This window comes from Prevotella sp. ne3005, from assembly GCF_900110085.1.
GTDB lineage: Bacteria > Bacteroidota > Bacteroidia > Bacteroidales > Bacteroidaceae > Prevotella.
Genome location: NZ_FOCK01000001.1, coordinates 270,291 through 286,176 on the forward strand (window position 1 = coordinate 270,291; position 15,886 = coordinate 286,176).

At 50.8% G+C, this 15,886-nt stretch carries 13 protein-coding genes; 7 read left to right on the forward strand and 6 right to left on the reverse strand.

Annotation, left to right across the window (positions count from 1 at the left end; all coding sequences use genetic code 11):
* The 6 genes from BMY16_RS01065 to BMY16_RS01090 all read right to left on the reverse strand — a co-directional run bounded on the left by BMY16_RS01065 (position 1) and on the right by BMY16_RS01090 (position 5,244).
* Positions 1-684: an HAD family hydrolase gene (locus BMY16_RS01065; RefSeq protein ID WP_091839827.1), complete on the reverse strand. Its 684-nt coding sequence runs from the start codon at positions 682-684 to the stop codon at positions 1-3.
* Positions 685-696: 12 nt separating this feature from the next.
* Positions 697-1,605 (reverse strand): CDP-alcohol phosphatidyltransferase family protein, encoded by a 909-nt coding sequence (locus BMY16_RS01070; RefSeq protein ID WP_091838865.1) that lies wholly within the window; start codon positions 1,603-1,605, stop codon positions 697-699.
* 49 nt (positions 1,606-1,654) lie between these two features.
* Entirely contained in the window at positions 1,655-2,437 is a 783-nt protein-coding gene (locus BMY16_RS01075; RefSeq protein WP_091838868.1) for an ATP-grasp domain-containing protein, read from the reverse strand.
* 3 nt (positions 2,438-2,440) lie between these two features.
* Positions 2,441-3,157, reverse strand: coding sequence for a nucleotidyltransferase family protein (locus BMY16_RS01080; protein ID WP_091838871.1), 717 nt, complete (start codon positions 3,155-3,157; stop codon positions 2,441-2,443).
* An 82-nt stretch (positions 3,158-3,239) separates the two neighbouring features.
* Positions 3,240-4,010, reverse strand: a complete 771-nt coding sequence (locus BMY16_RS01085; protein ID WP_091838873.1) for a head GIN domain-containing protein — start codon at positions 4,008-4,010, stop codon at positions 3,240-3,242.
* A gap of 76 nt (positions 4,011-4,086) precedes the next feature.
* Positions 4,087-5,244 (reverse strand): sensor histidine kinase, encoded by a 1,158-nt coding sequence (locus tag BMY16_RS01090; protein ID WP_170835961.1) that lies wholly within the window; start codon positions 5,242-5,244, stop codon positions 4,087-4,089.
* 257 nt (positions 5,245-5,501) lie between these two features.
* Between BMY16_RS01090 and BMY16_RS01095 the strand changes: the two genes are divergently transcribed.
* The 7 genes from BMY16_RS01095 (at position 5,502) to BMY16_RS01125 (ending at position 15,878) form a co-directional block, all read left to right on the forward strand.
* Complete coding sequence (locus BMY16_RS01095; RefSeq protein ID WP_091838877.1) at positions 5,502-7,010, forward strand: THUMP domain-containing class I SAM-dependent RNA methyltransferase; 1,509 nt, start codon at positions 5,502-5,504, stop codon at positions 7,008-7,010.
* The gene (locus tag BMY16_RS01100) at positions 7,000-9,159 is read left to right on the forward strand and encodes a S9 family peptidase (protein ID WP_091839830.1); all 2,160 of its coding nucleotides are present in this window, start codon (positions 7,000-7,002) and stop codon (positions 9,157-9,159) included. Before BMY16_RS01095 ends, BMY16_RS01100 begins: the two co-directional genes overlap by 11 nt.
* Positions 9,160-9,162: 3 nt before the next feature.
* On the forward strand, positions 9,163-10,431 hold the full coding sequence (gene purD / locus BMY16_RS01105; protein WP_091838880.1) for a phosphoribosylamine--glycine ligase: 1,269 nt from the start codon (positions 9,163-9,165) through the stop codon (positions 10,429-10,431).
* On the forward strand, positions 10,428-11,372 hold the full coding sequence (locus BMY16_RS01110) for a hypothetical protein (protein ID WP_091838881.1): 945 nt from the start codon (positions 10,428-10,430) through the stop codon (positions 11,370-11,372). Before purD ends, BMY16_RS01110 begins: the two co-directional genes overlap by 4 nt.
* Positions 11,348-11,800 (forward strand): YqaA family protein, encoded by a 453-nt coding sequence (locus BMY16_RS01115; protein WP_091838884.1) that lies wholly within the window; start codon positions 11,348-11,350, stop codon positions 11,798-11,800. The genes BMY16_RS01110 and BMY16_RS01115 overlap by 25 nt, the downstream gene beginning before the upstream one ends.
* Positions 11,801-11,916: 116 nt before the next feature.
* A complete protein-coding gene (locus BMY16_RS01120) occupies positions 11,917-15,270 on the forward strand; it encodes a DUF2723 domain-containing protein (RefSeq protein ID WP_091838886.1) in 3,354 nt (1,117 codons plus the stop codon).
* Positions 15,267-15,878 (forward strand): polysaccharide deacetylase family protein, encoded by a 612-nt coding sequence (locus BMY16_RS01125; RefSeq protein ID WP_091838889.1) that lies wholly within the window; start codon positions 15,267-15,269, stop codon positions 15,876-15,878. The genes BMY16_RS01120 and BMY16_RS01125 overlap by 4 nt, the downstream gene beginning before the upstream one ends.
* The last annotated feature ends 8 nt before the right edge of the window (positions 15,879-15,886 follow it).

The following is a 15,886-nucleotide window of genomic DNA, read 5'->3' on the forward strand; positions in this document are numbered from 1 at the left end:
TTATAGCTCACCGAGATCCGTAATAATCTTCTCGGGAATCGACTCGTCGACGGGAGCGTCGGTCCATCCCTCACCTCGGAACCACACTGTATGGCATCCTGCCTGACGGGCGGGGATGATGTCCTTGTCAATGCTGTCGCCCACAACTACGATCTCATCCGGCTTCATATTCAGCGCCTCCACACCGAGGGTAAAGATACGGGGGTCGGGCTTACGCACGCCCACCACAGCCGATTCGATAATCTGAGAGAAGATACCATCAAGACCAAACTCCTTCAAGACGGTCTCGATGTTACCATAGAAGTTGCTGACGAGTACCATCGGGTATTGCTCCCTCAGGCGGAGCAGCACTTCACGACTTTTCCGCGTCTCGTTCTGCGTGTGGGTATAGAGATCATTCAGGACGGCCTGAAGATACTGCCCGCAGATCGTTTTTCCACACTTCGTTTCCATATACTCCATCTGCAGCTGGAGTTTCTTCTCCAGTGTCTGACGGAAGGTAAAATCCGGCTGGATGATAGGATTCTTACCCAGTGTGCGCTCCACGTAGACATAAGCCTCACGGAACAACGCCTCATCGACGGGCACCTGCTGCCGCTCATAGGCATGCCAGATGACCTTGCCCCAGTGATGGCCACCAGTGTCGAGGGTACCCCCGTAGTCGAATATATAGCCTTTTATCATCATTGTCCCGCCTTATTTTTCAGTCAACGAAGCGCAGAGTTGCTCATGCGTGCGGTGCATATAGACATACATCGCCTGGAATACAGTGAGTTCGACAAGTGGATAGACCCACGGGCAACCCAGCAGACAGGTGACATAGATGGTGATGGCACGCGAGTTGAACGTCAGCAGGTTGGTGTATTTCATCAGCGGACGGCTACCTGCAAGCAGCTGCTGGCGTACGGTCTCCGACGGTTGCTGCTTCCATTGCGCGAAGAAGCGCTGGAAGTGGGGCGTACGCTGTTCCTGACTCTTACAATAGTTCGCGTAATTATAGTAGAACGTGCGCGCGAGGAGCTCTCCCTTAGGCAGGTTCTCATAAATCTGGCGCTGCTGCTGGTAATTATCAAGTTCACTACCCTCCTTACCCAAGAGGAAGAAGAGGTGAATCTGACGATAGTAGTCGGCCAGGGAGCTCTGCTTGGAGTGGAAGCCAAAACCCGCCAAGGCACACAGTACAAGCCCTGCGAGGCCCCACTGGTAATCCGTAAAGGGGACATTCTGATGCCAGAGACGGACCACGATACCCAAGTAGATGGCGACAAACCACACATCACCGGCAAAACCATCGAGCATTCGACCAATAAGGGTCTTCTTACCCGTGATACGTGCCATCTGTCCGTCGGTAGAGTCACAGAAGTTGGCGAACATCAACAGCAACACACCACAGACATTCGACCAGAGGTCTGTATATTGGAACATCCATCCAGCTGCCACTCCCAGGAAGATGGAGAGGATGGTGATAACGTTGGGATGGATATCGAACTTGTTCCACAACAAGGCAAAAGCCAAACCTATAGGACGCGTAAAGTGGACATCGAGCCACTCTTCTGTATCCTCCGACTTAAATGATAATTTCAGTAATTCCTTAAATGTTGCCATATTCTATTTTTTTAAGCATTAAGCTTTGAGCTTTTTCAATTTTCAATCTTCAATCTTCAATAATTCCCGCTATTGCGGAAGCTGCTTCGGGGCGGCAGCGTGAGAAGCTGGGCCAATCGTTGAAATCAATCACAGCCCAGGAGCCGTCACTACGTATGATACAATCGCCTCCGTACACCTGAAGTCCCACAGCCTTTGCCAGTTGCTCCATCTGTTGTTGGAGTCTGGTCTCATCGAAGGGATAGTGATGGGCATCGCCATTTCGCTGTTCGTCGCCAAACTTCGACTGACGGTCGTCGGTGGGGTAAAAGTAACGGAAGAAGCCCGACCCGGCAACCCCATAGAATTTCACCAGATCACCCACGACATGGGCACTTACCACATACTCATGGATGCCTCGAGCCTCGAAGGCTGCCACCTTCTCAATCAGTTCGGCCTTAGTGGCAGCAAACTGCACATCATCCTTGGATTGGGCGGCCGCATCGCCCCGTTTCAGCCAGAAGCCGTCAGGGCCTTCTTTGGGAGGCACAGGGATACCCGTCTGCTCCATGATAGCCTGTAGCTTCGTCCGAGCGCAATTATCAATGCCCTCAGGGGTGTTGATGACTCTCACACCTTTCAAGGCTTTCAGGGTTTGGAGCGTTTCAGGCTCACGACCCATCGTAAAGATCGCATCGTAAGCGATGGGCGTCTTGAGCGCCAACTCGCTTATCATATCTATTTGATGACCAGCAGCAGTGAGGTTGGCGCCTACTGCCTGGAGTATCGCCTTATCGTTCTCTACCGAGTTTGGCGAGAACCTCTCCGCCCGCTGTATTAATAGAATCTTCAATTCTCAATCTTCAATCTTCAAAAAAGCCTCAGCTTTTTGAATGTCGCTTGCATGGTCGATATCGAGTACCTTAGAGAAAGGCCACGCCTGAAGACGAAGTCCATCACTGACAAGGGCCCTCTGGAAGTTACGCATTCGGCTCTCACCACGTTCAATGCAACGATTCAGGGTGGCGATACTCCCAGGAGTAAGACCATAGATACCCCCACTGATATAGCGGGGATTGTCACAGCTGTCGAGGAAGCCTGTAATACGCAGTGAGTCATCAGTAGCCACATAGAGTGGTTTCTCGTCGTCGATATAGTCGGTGACGCCCATCAGGCCGTCGCCCCTACCCTGTTCCAACAGCGTCTGGAAGTCACGCACATAAGTAGCAAACTCCTGTTCGCGGAAGATGGTGTCGACGGTGGTAAGCACAAAAGGCTCATGGTCGAGCCAACGGCTCAACTCCCACATACTGTGCATCGAGCTAGGTGTTGACTTGACCAAATATCGCAGGGGGATGTCCCCACGTTCCTGTACAGCTGCCAGATGGTCCTTCACGGCGGTCATCTGCTCATTACAGATCACCACAATCTCCGAAGCACCATTGGCCATGAAGACCCGCATCAGACGGTCTATCAGCCGTTCTCCACCAATCTCCACAAGGGGTTTCGGCTTCTGAATGCCCTCCTGGGCCAATCGCGAACCTTCTCCTGCAGCAATAATTGCATATTTCATCCTGATTTTCTTATACGTACATCTAATTCAGGCCGCAAAGGTACGCATTTCCCTTGAAAATCAGAAAACTATTTAGATTTATTTATTTTTCTATGGTTAAATTCGCAATGTCGATATCCCCCGAACCATGTTTTTCTCCACGAAAATGTCCGATTTTACCTGAAAGGCCGATATCGCCGGAACCATTGACCGTACAGTCTACCGAACGGCACCCTTCAGAAAAATCCACCTTGATGTCGCCAGAACCTTTCAGCGAGAGACGAGTGTCGGCCACCTTGGAGAGGCCCATCTTGATATCACCGGAGCCTACCAGCACCGCAGAGGTTTCTTTGGCCTCCACCTCGGGCAGATCAATGTCGCCGGAGCCTATCAACTCAACATCACAACGGTCACAAAGCAACTTGTCTATATTGATGTCGCCAGAACCCCGTAAGGTGATGTTCATGTTATCGGTATCTATTAGATCGGTACTGATAAAATCGCCAGAGCCGTTCACGCGTACAGCCACTAGATCGGGCGAGGTCACATAGACAGCCAGTTCGTCCTCATCGCTGAAGGAGATATTGACAACGCCCCACTTCCCCTTGTTACGGACGGTTAGTGTCTTGCCGTTTTTCTCTGTGAGGATGTTATCCACAAAATTATCGGGTCCCTTCACTCGCACCGAGAAGCTGTCGGCCTGAGTGTAATACACATTGGGAGAGCCAACGACCTCTACTTCTTCAAAGCCCTTGATGAGGCGGTCTTCTGTAACGTAATCCTTACTGATCACAGCTGTGTTATGGCATGACACCAACGTTGCTGAACCCATCAGTAACATCATTCCAACGATTGCAAACTGTTTCCTTTTCATTTGTCTTCCTTCTTTTTTTATAACTTCTGACTGTTAGACGTGATAAGGAGCGGGAAAGTTGCAAGCACTAAAAAAATCACATCAACGACAAATCCACCCAGAAGGTTGAGCCCTTGTTAATAGCCGACTCCACACCGATCTTTCCGCCCAAGCTCTCGATATGCGATTTTGCCACAGAGAGTCCGAGACCTGTACCTGGGATATAGTCGTCGACCTTGATGAAACGTTCGAAGATACGCTGCTGATCCTCTGGAGCAATACCCTTACCAGTATCTGCCACGCTGATACGCACACGGTCGCCTTCTGCCAGGCTGAAGCCCAAGGTAATAGTACCATGGTCTGTAAACTTGATGGCATTCTGCATAAGGTTGTCGATGGCCTCACGCAACTTATCTGCATCAGTATTCACCAACAGCTCATTATAGGGGAACTGTGTGACGATTTTCACCGTCTCACCGTCGACAAGGGTTCTGCAGTTGTCGGCAATCTCCTTCAATATAGGTACAATATCGGTCTGCGCCCTTACAAGGCTCTTCGCCTCAGCCTCAACCTTCGACATGCTGACAAGACCATCGATAATCTGCAGCAGTTTGTGGTTGTTCATTTGTATCTCAGAGATCAGCTGCTGACGGTCTTCATCACTCTCCACCACAGGAAGGAGGTCGGCAAAGCCCACAATGGCATTCAAAGGCGTACGGATTTCATGCCCCATATTCGCCAAAAAGGCAGTCTTCAACCGGTCACTTTCCTCTGCCCTGTTACGGGCATTGATAAGGGCCGTTTCCATATGTTTCTGCTCGTCGATACGCATCGAGGCACCCACAATCTTCGTGGGCATGCCATCGGCATCGCGATCAGCCACCATGGCAAAACTCTGTTCCCAATAGATCTGTCCAGGGGTCATACCCTTGGCCTGATACTGCTGGTTGTAGAACATCGTACGTCCAGAGATCATATTCTCCAGAGCCGACATCACGCGCTGAGAGTCATTAGGCACAAGCAAATCAGGCAGAAGGTCGAGAGAGGTCTCAACAGCCGTATAATAATTATCAATTCCTTCACGGAAATCAGCATCGAAAGTAAGGGTACGCGCTTGACAATCGATATGCCACGTAGCCAACTTCATGGCCTTCAGTACAAGATCATACTCAATATTATCCTGACGAACCTTATCCAGCTCCAACAGCTCCTGACGGATTTTTTTCCCGTTGCGATATTGAAAAATGATACTCATAATGAGAAGAATCATCAAAAGGATGCCAATACCCCACATAATGGGGTAAAAGTAGGTATCTGAGAACTGGACAACTAATAGTAATCTGAGCATAGGTTCTTATTCTTTATTTGGGCAAAAGTACGTATTTTATTTGGAATTACCGCATTTTAGTTCTCTTTTTTCACAAAAACTGATGTTTTTTATTAGATTAACAGAAAAAAAGGCGGTTTTTCGGTCAACTTGCATTAACTTTGCAGGCTGTAATTGACACATTCATGGAACAAAGTTTTGAAATAATCGCCAAAACGTTTATGGGACTGGAACCTGTACTGGCGAAAGAGCTGACCCAAATGGGGGCTAAGGATGTAGAAATCGGTAGACGAATGGTTTCGTTTACAGGTGATAAGGAAATGATGTATCGTGCAAACTTCCAATTGCACACAGCCATCAGAATTTTAAAACCTATCCGTCATTTCAAGGCGAAGAGCGCTGACGACGTGTATGAGGAAATCAAGAAGATAGACTGGACAGAATATTTAGGCACAGAGAAGACCTTTACCGTTGATTCAGTGGTTTTCTCAGAAGAGTTCCGTCATTCAAAGTTCGTATCATATAAAGTAAAGGACGCCATCGTGGACCAGTTCCGCGAGAAGACGGGTAAGCGCCCCAACATCTCCGTGGCCAATCCCGACATCCGACTGAATATGCATATTGCAGACGACAAGTGTACGCTGAGTCTCGACTCCAGTGGTGAATCTCTGCATCGTCGCGGTTACCGTCAGGAAAGCGTAGAAGCACCGCTTAACGAAGTGCTGGCAGCAGGTATGATTCTGCTCTCCGGATGGCAGGGCGACACTGACTTTATCGATCCGATGTGTGGTAGCGGCACCCTGCTCATCGAGGCAGCCCTCATTGCCAAGAATATGGCACCCGGACTCTTCCGTAAGGAGTATGCCTTTGAGAAATGGCCCGACTTCGATGCTGAACTTTTCGACGCCATCTACAATGACGAGAGTCTGGAGCGTGACTTCAACCATAAGATCTATGGCTACGACATCGACATGAAGGCTGTGAACACGGCCCGCATGAACGTGAAGGCTGCTGGCCTCTCCGACGTCATCAGCGTAGAGCAGCAGGACTTCAAGGAGTTCACACAGCCACAAAACAAGAGCATCATGATCACGAACCCGCCTTATGGCGAGCGTATCTCCACACCCGACCTCATGGGTACCTATAAGATGATTGGCGAACGCCTGAAGCACCAGTTCAAGGGCAACGACGCCTGGGTGCTCAGCTATCGGGAGGAGTGTTTCGACCAGATTGGTCTGAAGCCCAGCATCAAGATTCCTCTCTATAACGGATCGTTGGAGTGCGAATTCCGCAAGTACCAGATGTTCGACGGCAAACTGAAAGATTTCCGTTCCGAGGGCGGTATTGTGAAGACTGAAGAAGAGAAGCGTCAGATGGCAGAGAAGCACCGCTTCAAGAAAGAGCGCGAGTTCAAGAAGCGCCTAGAGGAACAGGAGGAGAACGAGGAGGCCGACATCCGCTCGTTTACCTTCCACCGCCATGACATGGAGAAAAAAGAGCGTTCGGAGCGCAAAGGCCGTAGAGATGGAAAACGCGAAGACCGTGAGGAGCGCAGAGACCGTAAAGGTGGCTATAAAGGCGCCAACAAGGGCGGTCACGAGCGTTTTGATAGAAGCGGAAAGAGCCGCTCCTTTGGAAAAGGCAAGAGTTTTACGGACAAAAGGAAAAGGATGTTCGAAGATGATGAAGAATAACACATGGCTTTTAGCACTGCTTGCTTTTCACTTATCGTTATTCACTCCCATGAGCGCACAGGATAAGTTATTCTCATTGGAAGACCTGAACTACGGAGGCAACAACTACCACCGTATGCAGCCCAAGGATTTGTTTCTCACCTGGTGGGGAGAGAAACTGGTCAATACCGATGTGGAGGAGTGTTATCTCATCGATACCAAAACGGGTAAAAAAGAGCTACTCTTCACCCTTGATGATATCAACACCTGGGCAAAGAGCGACGACGTGAAGTACGTGCGGCACTTGATGAATGCCACTTTCCCCTACCCCGACAAGCCCATTGTGGCCGTAGGCAATAGGAAGGCATTTATCCTCGTTGACTTCGAGGCAAAGAAAATTGTCTGGCAGGATAGTATCTCCGGGCAGGACGCCAATGACTGGAATCCGCAATCGCGGGCCACAGCCTACGTGGAGGATCATCAGCTTTTTGTAGTTGACAGCCATGGCCAAAAGTACCAGTTATCAACCGATGGAAGTCGTGAGATTGTGTATGGACAGTCTGTACATCGTAACGAGTTCGGCATCAACAAAGGCACTTTCTGGAGTCCTGACGGCACTAAATTGGCCTTCTATCGCATGGATCAGCAAATGGTGGCAGACTATCCGCAGGTAAACATCTTCCCCCGTGAAGCCACCTATGAGCCCGATAAATACCCTATGGCCGGAATGACCAGCCATCAGGTGACAGTGGGCGTCTATGACCTGAACACTCAAAAGACCGTTTATCTGCAGGCCGGAAGCCCTATCGACCGTTATTTTACAAATATCGCATGGAGTCCCGATAGCAAAACCGTCTATATGTTTGAGCTGAACCGTGGTCAGAACGATTGTCGGCTCGTATCCTATAACGCAGAAACGGGTGCCAAGATTGCAGAGCTCTATCGCGAGACCTCCGACAAGTATGTAGAACCCCAGAACCCCATCCTTTTCCTGCCCTGGGACCATTCGAAGTTCATCATGCAGAGTGAGAAGGACGGTTATAACCACCTGTATCTTTTTGACCATAGTGGCAAGGAGCTGAAACAGCTCACCAAAGGCCCGTGGGTAGTCATCAGCGTGGTGGGTTTCAATACCAAGACGCAAAGTATCCTCATCCTGAGCAATGAAGCGGATCTGCGTCAGAAAAACCTCTATGCCGTCAACATCAAGAGTGGCAAGCGTACCCTGTTGGGCAGAAATATCGGCGTGACAAGAAGTGCGGAGCTGTCAGCCTCAGGCCAGCAAGTTTTCCTGAAGCTCTCGGCCCCCGATTGTCCGCGCATCATCGATGTTGTCAATACCAACAACGGCCGACAGACAGAACTGTTGAATGCTGAGGATCCTTGGAAAGATTACCGTCAGCCTATCTTTACCAATGGTTCCATCAAGGCCGCCGACGGTGTGACAGACCTGTTTTATCGTATGGTGAAGCCCCACGACTTTGATGCCAGCAAGAAATATCCGACGGTGGTATATGTCTATGGCGGACCGCATGCCCATAACGTGGATGCCTCCTGGCACTGGGCCAGTCGCTCGTGGGAGACCTACATGGCTCAAAAGGGGTATATTGTGTTCATCCTCGACAATCGAGGTTCGGAAAACCGTGGACGCGACTTCGAGCAGGCCACATTCCACCAACTGGGACAGATAGAGATGCAAGACCAGATGAAAGGTGTCGAGTATCTCCGTACCCAACCCTATATAGATATGGACCGTCTAGGTGTACATGGATGGAGTTTTGGAGGTTTCATGACCATCTCACTGATAACCAACTACCCCGACGTGTTTAAAGTTGCTGTGGCTGGAGGCCCCGTCATCGACTGGAAGTGGTATGAGGTGATGTATGGTGAGCGCTATATGGGCACCCCCGAGAATAATCCCGAAGGCTATGCCAAGGTCAGTCTCATAAGCAAAGCCAAGAATCTGAAAGGTAAGTTGCAGATTATCACGGGGTACAACGACCCGACGGTGGTACCCCAGCATTGTCTGTCGTTCCTCGATGCCTGTATCAAGGCAGGCACTCAGCCAGACTTCTTCGCCTACCCTGGTGAAGAGCATAACATGCGCGGCCATGCCAGTGTTCATCTGCATGAGCGCATCACTCAGTATTTTGAAGATTATTTAAAATAAGATATGAAAATATTACTGTTAGGAAGTGGCGGACGTGAGCACGCCTTAGCATGGAAAATTGCTCAGAGCAGCAAGTGTGAGAAACTGTTTATTGCCCCAGGCAATGCCGGTACCGGCAATTGTGGCGAGAACGTAGCCATGAAGGCCGACGATTTCGAAGCTATCAAGAATTTCGTAGTGGAGAAAGGTGTCGACATGGTGGTGGTAGGTCCTGAGGATCCTCTGGTAAAAGGTATCTATGACGAGTTGAAGGCCGACAGCCGCACTAAGGACGTGCCTGTTATCGGTCCTTCAAAGGCTGGTGCCGTGCTCGAAGGTTCCAAGGATTTCGCCAAAGGCTTCATGCAGCGTCATCACATCCCCACAGCCCGTTATCAGACATTCGATGGTGAGCACCTCCAGGAAGGTCTCAAATTTCTTGAGACTCTAGAAGCCCCTTATGTTCTCAAGGCCGATGGCCTCTGTGCCGGTAAGGGCGTACTGATTCTCCCTACCCTCGACGAGGCAAAAAAGGAACTGAAGGAGATGTTGGGCGGCATGTTCGGTAACGCTTCCAGTCAGGTGGTCATCGAAGAGTTCCTGAGTGGTATAGAATGTAGTGTCTTCGTTCTTACGGACGGCCAACACTATAAAATCCTGCCCGAGGCCAAGGATTACAAGCGCATCGGCGAGCACGATACGGGTCTGAATACTGGTGGCATGGGTTCCGTCACCCCTGTGCCCTTCGCCACAAAGGAGTGGATGCAGAAGGTGGAGGACCGTATCATCCGGCCTACCGTTGAGGGTCTGGCTGCCGAGCATATCGACTACAAAGGCTTTATCTTCTTCGGACTCATCAACGTGAAGGGGGAGCCGATGGTCATCGAATATAACTGCCGTATGGGCGACCCAGAGACCGAGAGTGTCATGCTGCGCTTGCAGAGCGACATCGTGGACCTCTTCGAAGGTGTGGCTCAGGGAGACCTCGACCAGCGTGCCATCACGTTTGATCCCCGTTCAGCCGTCTGTGTCATGCTCGTCAGCGGTGGATATCCAGAGGCCTATCAGAAGGGATATCCCATTACTGGAATCGATCAGGTCGAAGGATCCATCGTATTCCACAGCGGCACAGCCATAAAGGATGGCAACGTCGTCACTAATGGCGGTCGTGTCATCGCCGTTTCATCTTACGGTAAGGATAAGGCCGAGGCTCTGCAGAAGTCGTTCGAAGAGGCTCAGAAGATTCAGTTCACCGATAAATATTTCCGTCGTGACATTGGTGCCGACCTATGATCAGACGCATACAGAACATTGTCGCTGAAAGCCGTGTAACCCTACCTGTAACGGTGGTTTATGCGGTGGCCATCTGGCTGCTGACAGGACTACTGAAAGAGCAGTGGTGGATACAGTTCGTTTGCTTTGCCGCCTCCGTGGCACTGATGATGGAGCTCAACAACCAAAATCTGCTGATCCGCGTCTTCAGCAGGATGGTGTCGTCGACATACATTGTTCTGACGTGTACGGCAGTCTTCCTTTTTCCTTCCCTTTCGGGAGCCATTCTCCAGCTCTGCACCATCGCCGCCCTCTGTCTGCTCTATCACACCTATCAGGACAAGGCCTCGATGGGATGGATTTACTTTGCATTCCTTTGTGTGGGATTGGGCAGCCTCATGGACATCCACATGTTCTGGTACGTGCCGCTCCTCTGGGTCATCATGACATGGTTCACCTATTCCCTCTCCTGGCGCACATTCTTTGCCTCACTTCTGGGATTGCTGACACCCTACTGGTTCATTGCGGCTTGGAAATCCTATCATGGGAAAGAAGCTCTAATAGCCGGAATAAAAGAAGTGAGCCATTCCTTCGACCTCATCGTGCAGCCCGATTATGCCGCTTTGACCCTCCAACAGACACTGTTCTTGGCATTTCTTGTGATCCTGGCGATTGCTGGTACCATCCATTTCCTGCTGACAAGCTATCACGACAAAATCCGCGTACGACAGCTCTACTATAGTTTCATCATCATGACCTGTTTCTCGTGTGTACTGATAGGCTTACAGCCCCAGCACTATGACATGGTCATCCACCTGATGATTATTACCGTCAGTCCGCTCATCGCCCATTACGTCGCCCTTACCCATTCCAGACTTAGCAACATCGTGTTCATTGTCATCTCAGCGATTACCTTGATTCTGACAGGCTTTAACATATGGATGTCATCATTTCTCTTCTAAGTCAGTATGGCTACTGGGGCATGCTGTTGGCAGCCTTTTTGGCCGGCAGTTTCTTCCCGTTCTCGAGCGAGGCAGTCATGGTGGCTCTCATGGCTACAGGTCTTGACCCATGGCTGCTGATGGTCTATGGTACCATTGGCAACGTACTTGGCAGCATTTTCAACTATACGTTAGGGCGCATGGGCAAGATGGAGTGGATTGAGAAGTATCTCCATGTAAAAAAGGAAGACCTCGACAAAGCCCACCGTTTTATGGCAGGCCGTGGCTCATGGATGGGCTTCTTTGCCTTCCTACCAGTTTTGGGATCGGCCATCACGATTGCCTTAGGACTCATGCGTTCCAATATCATCATCACATTTATCGCCATCACATTAGGAAAGATTTTCCGTTATATCGTCCTCATCTATGGTGCTGGTTTGTTCATATAACGTTAATTTATGTAGAGCAACCATAAATTCTCAATTTTCAATTCTCAATTTTCAATTAATATTCGTACCTTTGCAGTCACAATTGTAGTTTTAACGTTAGAATAGCATCTTTTTCAATGAAACAATTCAGACTGGTGGATAATACCCTCGGCTGGCTCTCGTTCTTGATTGCCGCCTTCGTTTATTGTTCCACAATCGAACCGACAGCCAGTTTCTGGGACTGTCCGGAGTTTATCACGACAGGTTACAAACTGGAAATAGGCCATCCCCCTGGGGCACCGTTCTTTATGCTCACGGCCAATCTGTTCTCACAGTTCACGAGTGATGCCACGCAGGTGGCCCGGATGGTCAACATCATGAGTGCTTTGCTCTCAGCTACCTGTATCCTCTTTCTTTTCTGGACCATCACGCACCTCACCAGAAAGTTATTCATCAGTGAATGGAGTGAGATGACGCTGCCAAAGCTGATAGCCATCGAGGCCTCCGGTCTTGTCGGTGCCCTGATATACACCTTCAGCGACACGTTCTGGTTCTCGGCTGTCGAGGGTGAGGTCTATGCCTACTCCTCTGCCTTCACGGCTGTTGTATTCTGGCTTATCCTGAAATGGGAAGATCAGGCCGACGAGCCTCACAGCGACCGTTGGCTGGTACTAATCATGTATATGACGGGCCTCTCCATCGGCGTCCACCTGCTGAACCTGTTGTGTGTCCCCGCCATCGGCCTCGTCTGGTACTACCGCCGCTTTCCAAATGCCAACCTCAAAGGCTCTCTCATTGCCTTAGGCATCTCCATCGTGATCCTGGCAGCCGTGCTCTATGGTGTCGTGCCCGGCATCATCACCGTAGGCGGATGGTTCGAGCTGTTCTTTGTCAATACGCTCGGCATGCCGTTCAATACCGGTGAGATTATCTATATCATACTGCTTGTAGCCTGTGTCATCTGGGCCGTCTATGAGACTCAGACCCAGCGCCATGGGCAGAAGATACAGAACCTGGCCTTCCTGCTCTCCGTAGGTATGCTCGGTATCCCCTTCTATGGTTGGGGATGGTCGGCCTTCATCATCGGCATCATCGTACTCGCAGCCCTCTGGTTCGTCCTTGGCTACACCCGCGAGAAGCAGCCGTTGATCTCCGCCCGCGTGAAGAACACCATGCTGCTCTGCATGCTCATGCTGATGATTGGCTATTCCTGCTACGCGCTGATAGTTGTCCGCTCGGCGGCCAATCCCCCGATGGACCAAAACTCACCGGAAGATATCTTCACTCTGGGCGACTACCTCGGACGTGAGCAGTACGGACAGCGTCCGTTGCTCTACGGACAGGCCTACACCTCCCAGGTGGCCCTTGAGCAGGATGGCAACTACTGCCGTCCCGTGATGTCGAAGGGCAAGCCTGTCTGGCAGCGTAAGGAGAAAGCCTCCGAGGATGAGAAGGATTCCTACTTTGTAGTCCGCACGAAAGATGAATACAAATATGCCCAGAACATGCTGTTCCCACGTATGTACGACAGTGGCCATGCCCCTGCCTACGAGTCGTGGATGGGCGGTGTCGACGGTACTGAGGTGCCTTACGACCGCTGTGGTGAGATGACAACCGTCAAGGTGCCCACCCAGTTCGAGAACATCCGTTTCTTCCTATCCTACCAGTGTAACTTCATGTACTGGCGCTATTTCATGTGGAACTTCGCAGGCCGTCAGAACGACATTCAGGGTAACGGCGAACTCGAGCACGGCAACTGGCTCACAGGTATCCCCTTCATCGACAATGCCCGTCTGGGAAATCAGGAACTCCTGCCCGACGAGTTGAAGGAGAACAAGGGGCATAACGTGTTCTACTGCATGCCACTGATCCTCGGCCTCCTCGGCCTCTTCTGGCAAGCCTGGTATACCCGTAAGCGCAAGGATGGTGAGAAAACCGTCGAAGACCCCATCGGCATCCGCCAATTCTGGGTGGTATTCTTCCTCTTCTTTATGACTGGTCTGGCCATCGTCATCTACCTGAACCAGACACCGATGCAGCCCCGTGAGCGCGACTATGCCTATGCCGGTTCCTTCTATGCCTTCGCCATCTGGTGTGGCATGGGTGTGGCAGCCATCATCGACTGGCTCAACCGCAAGCTTAAAAAAGAAAGCCTCATCGTAGCTGCTGTGGCTGGCATCGTTTGTCTCTTTGTACCTATCCAAATGGCCAGTCAGACCTGGGACGACCACGACCGCTCAGGCCGTTACTGCTGCCGTGATTTCGGACAGAACTACCTGATGACCCTGCAGGAAGAGGGTAACCCCATCATCTTCACCAACGGCGATAACGACACATTCCCACTCTGGTACAACCAGGACACCGAGGGTGTGCGCACCGATGCCCGTGTCTGCAACCTCTCTTATCTGCAGACCGATTGGTATATCGACCAGATGCGCCGTCAGGCTTATGATTCACCTTCCGTACCCATCACATGGAGCCGACTGGAATACTGTGCCGGCACTAATGAGTACGTACAGGTAGATCCCTCACTGAAAGAACAGGTACTCGAACTCTACCGTCAGAACCCCGAAGAAGCCAAGGCACAACTTGGCGAAGAGCCCTTCGAACTGAAGAACATTCTGAAGAACTGGGTGCGCTCGAAGATCAAGGACTTCCACGTAATTCCCACCGACACCGTCTATGTCACCATCGACAAGGAGGCTGTCCGCAAGAGCGGTATGATGATGGCCGCCGACTCCATCCCCGACAAGATGGTCATCTCGCTCAAAGGTAAGAGTGCCCTCTATAAGGGTGACCTGATGATGCTGGAGATGATTGCCAACGCCAACTGGACACGCCCCATCTACGTCGCGCTGACCGTGGGTTCAGAGAACTATATGAATCTTGGAGACAACTTCGTACAGGAGGGTCTGGCCAACCGCATCACACCGTTCACGACCAATGCTCCTGGCGCCAAGAACTTCGATACCGAGAAGACCTTCAACAACGTCATGAACAAGTTTAAGTTCGGTGGTGTCGACGTGCCGGGCATCTATCTCGATGAGACCGTGACACGTATGTGTTATACCCATCGCCGTCTGATGGCATCCCTGGCCATTAACCTCATTCAGGAAGGACAGGACGAGAAGGCCAAGCAAGTACTCGACAAGTGTGAAAAGGAACTCCCAAGCTACAACATCCCGCACGACTACCAGAGCGGCTCTTTGGACCTGGCCCGCGGCTATGCCCTCACCGGACAGAACAAAAAAGCTCAGCAGCTGATCGACGATCTATGGAAGAAAGCCGCTCAGTACCTCAAGTGGTATTGTTCGCTCGATGGCTCACGCTTCAGCATGTCACAGCAGGATAGTATTATCCACCTCTACATCATGCAGCGTATCCTAGAAATCCAGGAACTTGTCGATGAAAAGAAAGCCGAGAAGATGGATCAGCAGATTCAGAGCTTTATGAGTCTATACGAATCTAAAGGAGGAAGCTACGGACAATGATTATTGAGCAACCGGCAATCTACCTCCGCTGGCTTTATCCAAAAGCTTACTGGAGAATGGACCGTCACGAGAAGGCCGTCTATCTGACCTTCGACGACGGTCCCATACCGGAAGCGACACCTTTTATCCTCGACACCCTACGTGACTTTAATGCCAAGGCCACCTTTTTCATGGTGGGCGATAATGTCCGCAAGTACCCTGAGCTCTACAAGCGTATTCTGGCAGAAGGTCACCAGGTGGGTAACCACACCCACAACCACATCCAAGGGCTCACCCACAGCATCAAGGAGTACAGTTACAACGTGGAGAAGGCCAATGCCTATATCCAGAGCCACTACGTGCGGCCACCTCACGGATGGATGCGCCTCAGCCAGTACGCCTGGCTCAGTCGGAAGTACAAGATTGTGATGTGGGACCTCGTTACGCGCGACTATTCCAAATGGTTGTCGGCTGAGGATGTGGTGAACAATGTGAAGAAGTATGCGCGCAATGGCTCCATCATCACCTTCCACGATTCGTTGAAGTCTATCGACAAGCTCCGCACCGCCCTACCCGAGAGTTTGCAATGGCTCAAGGATCAAGGCTATGCCTTCCGCACATTCCCATAAACATGGCA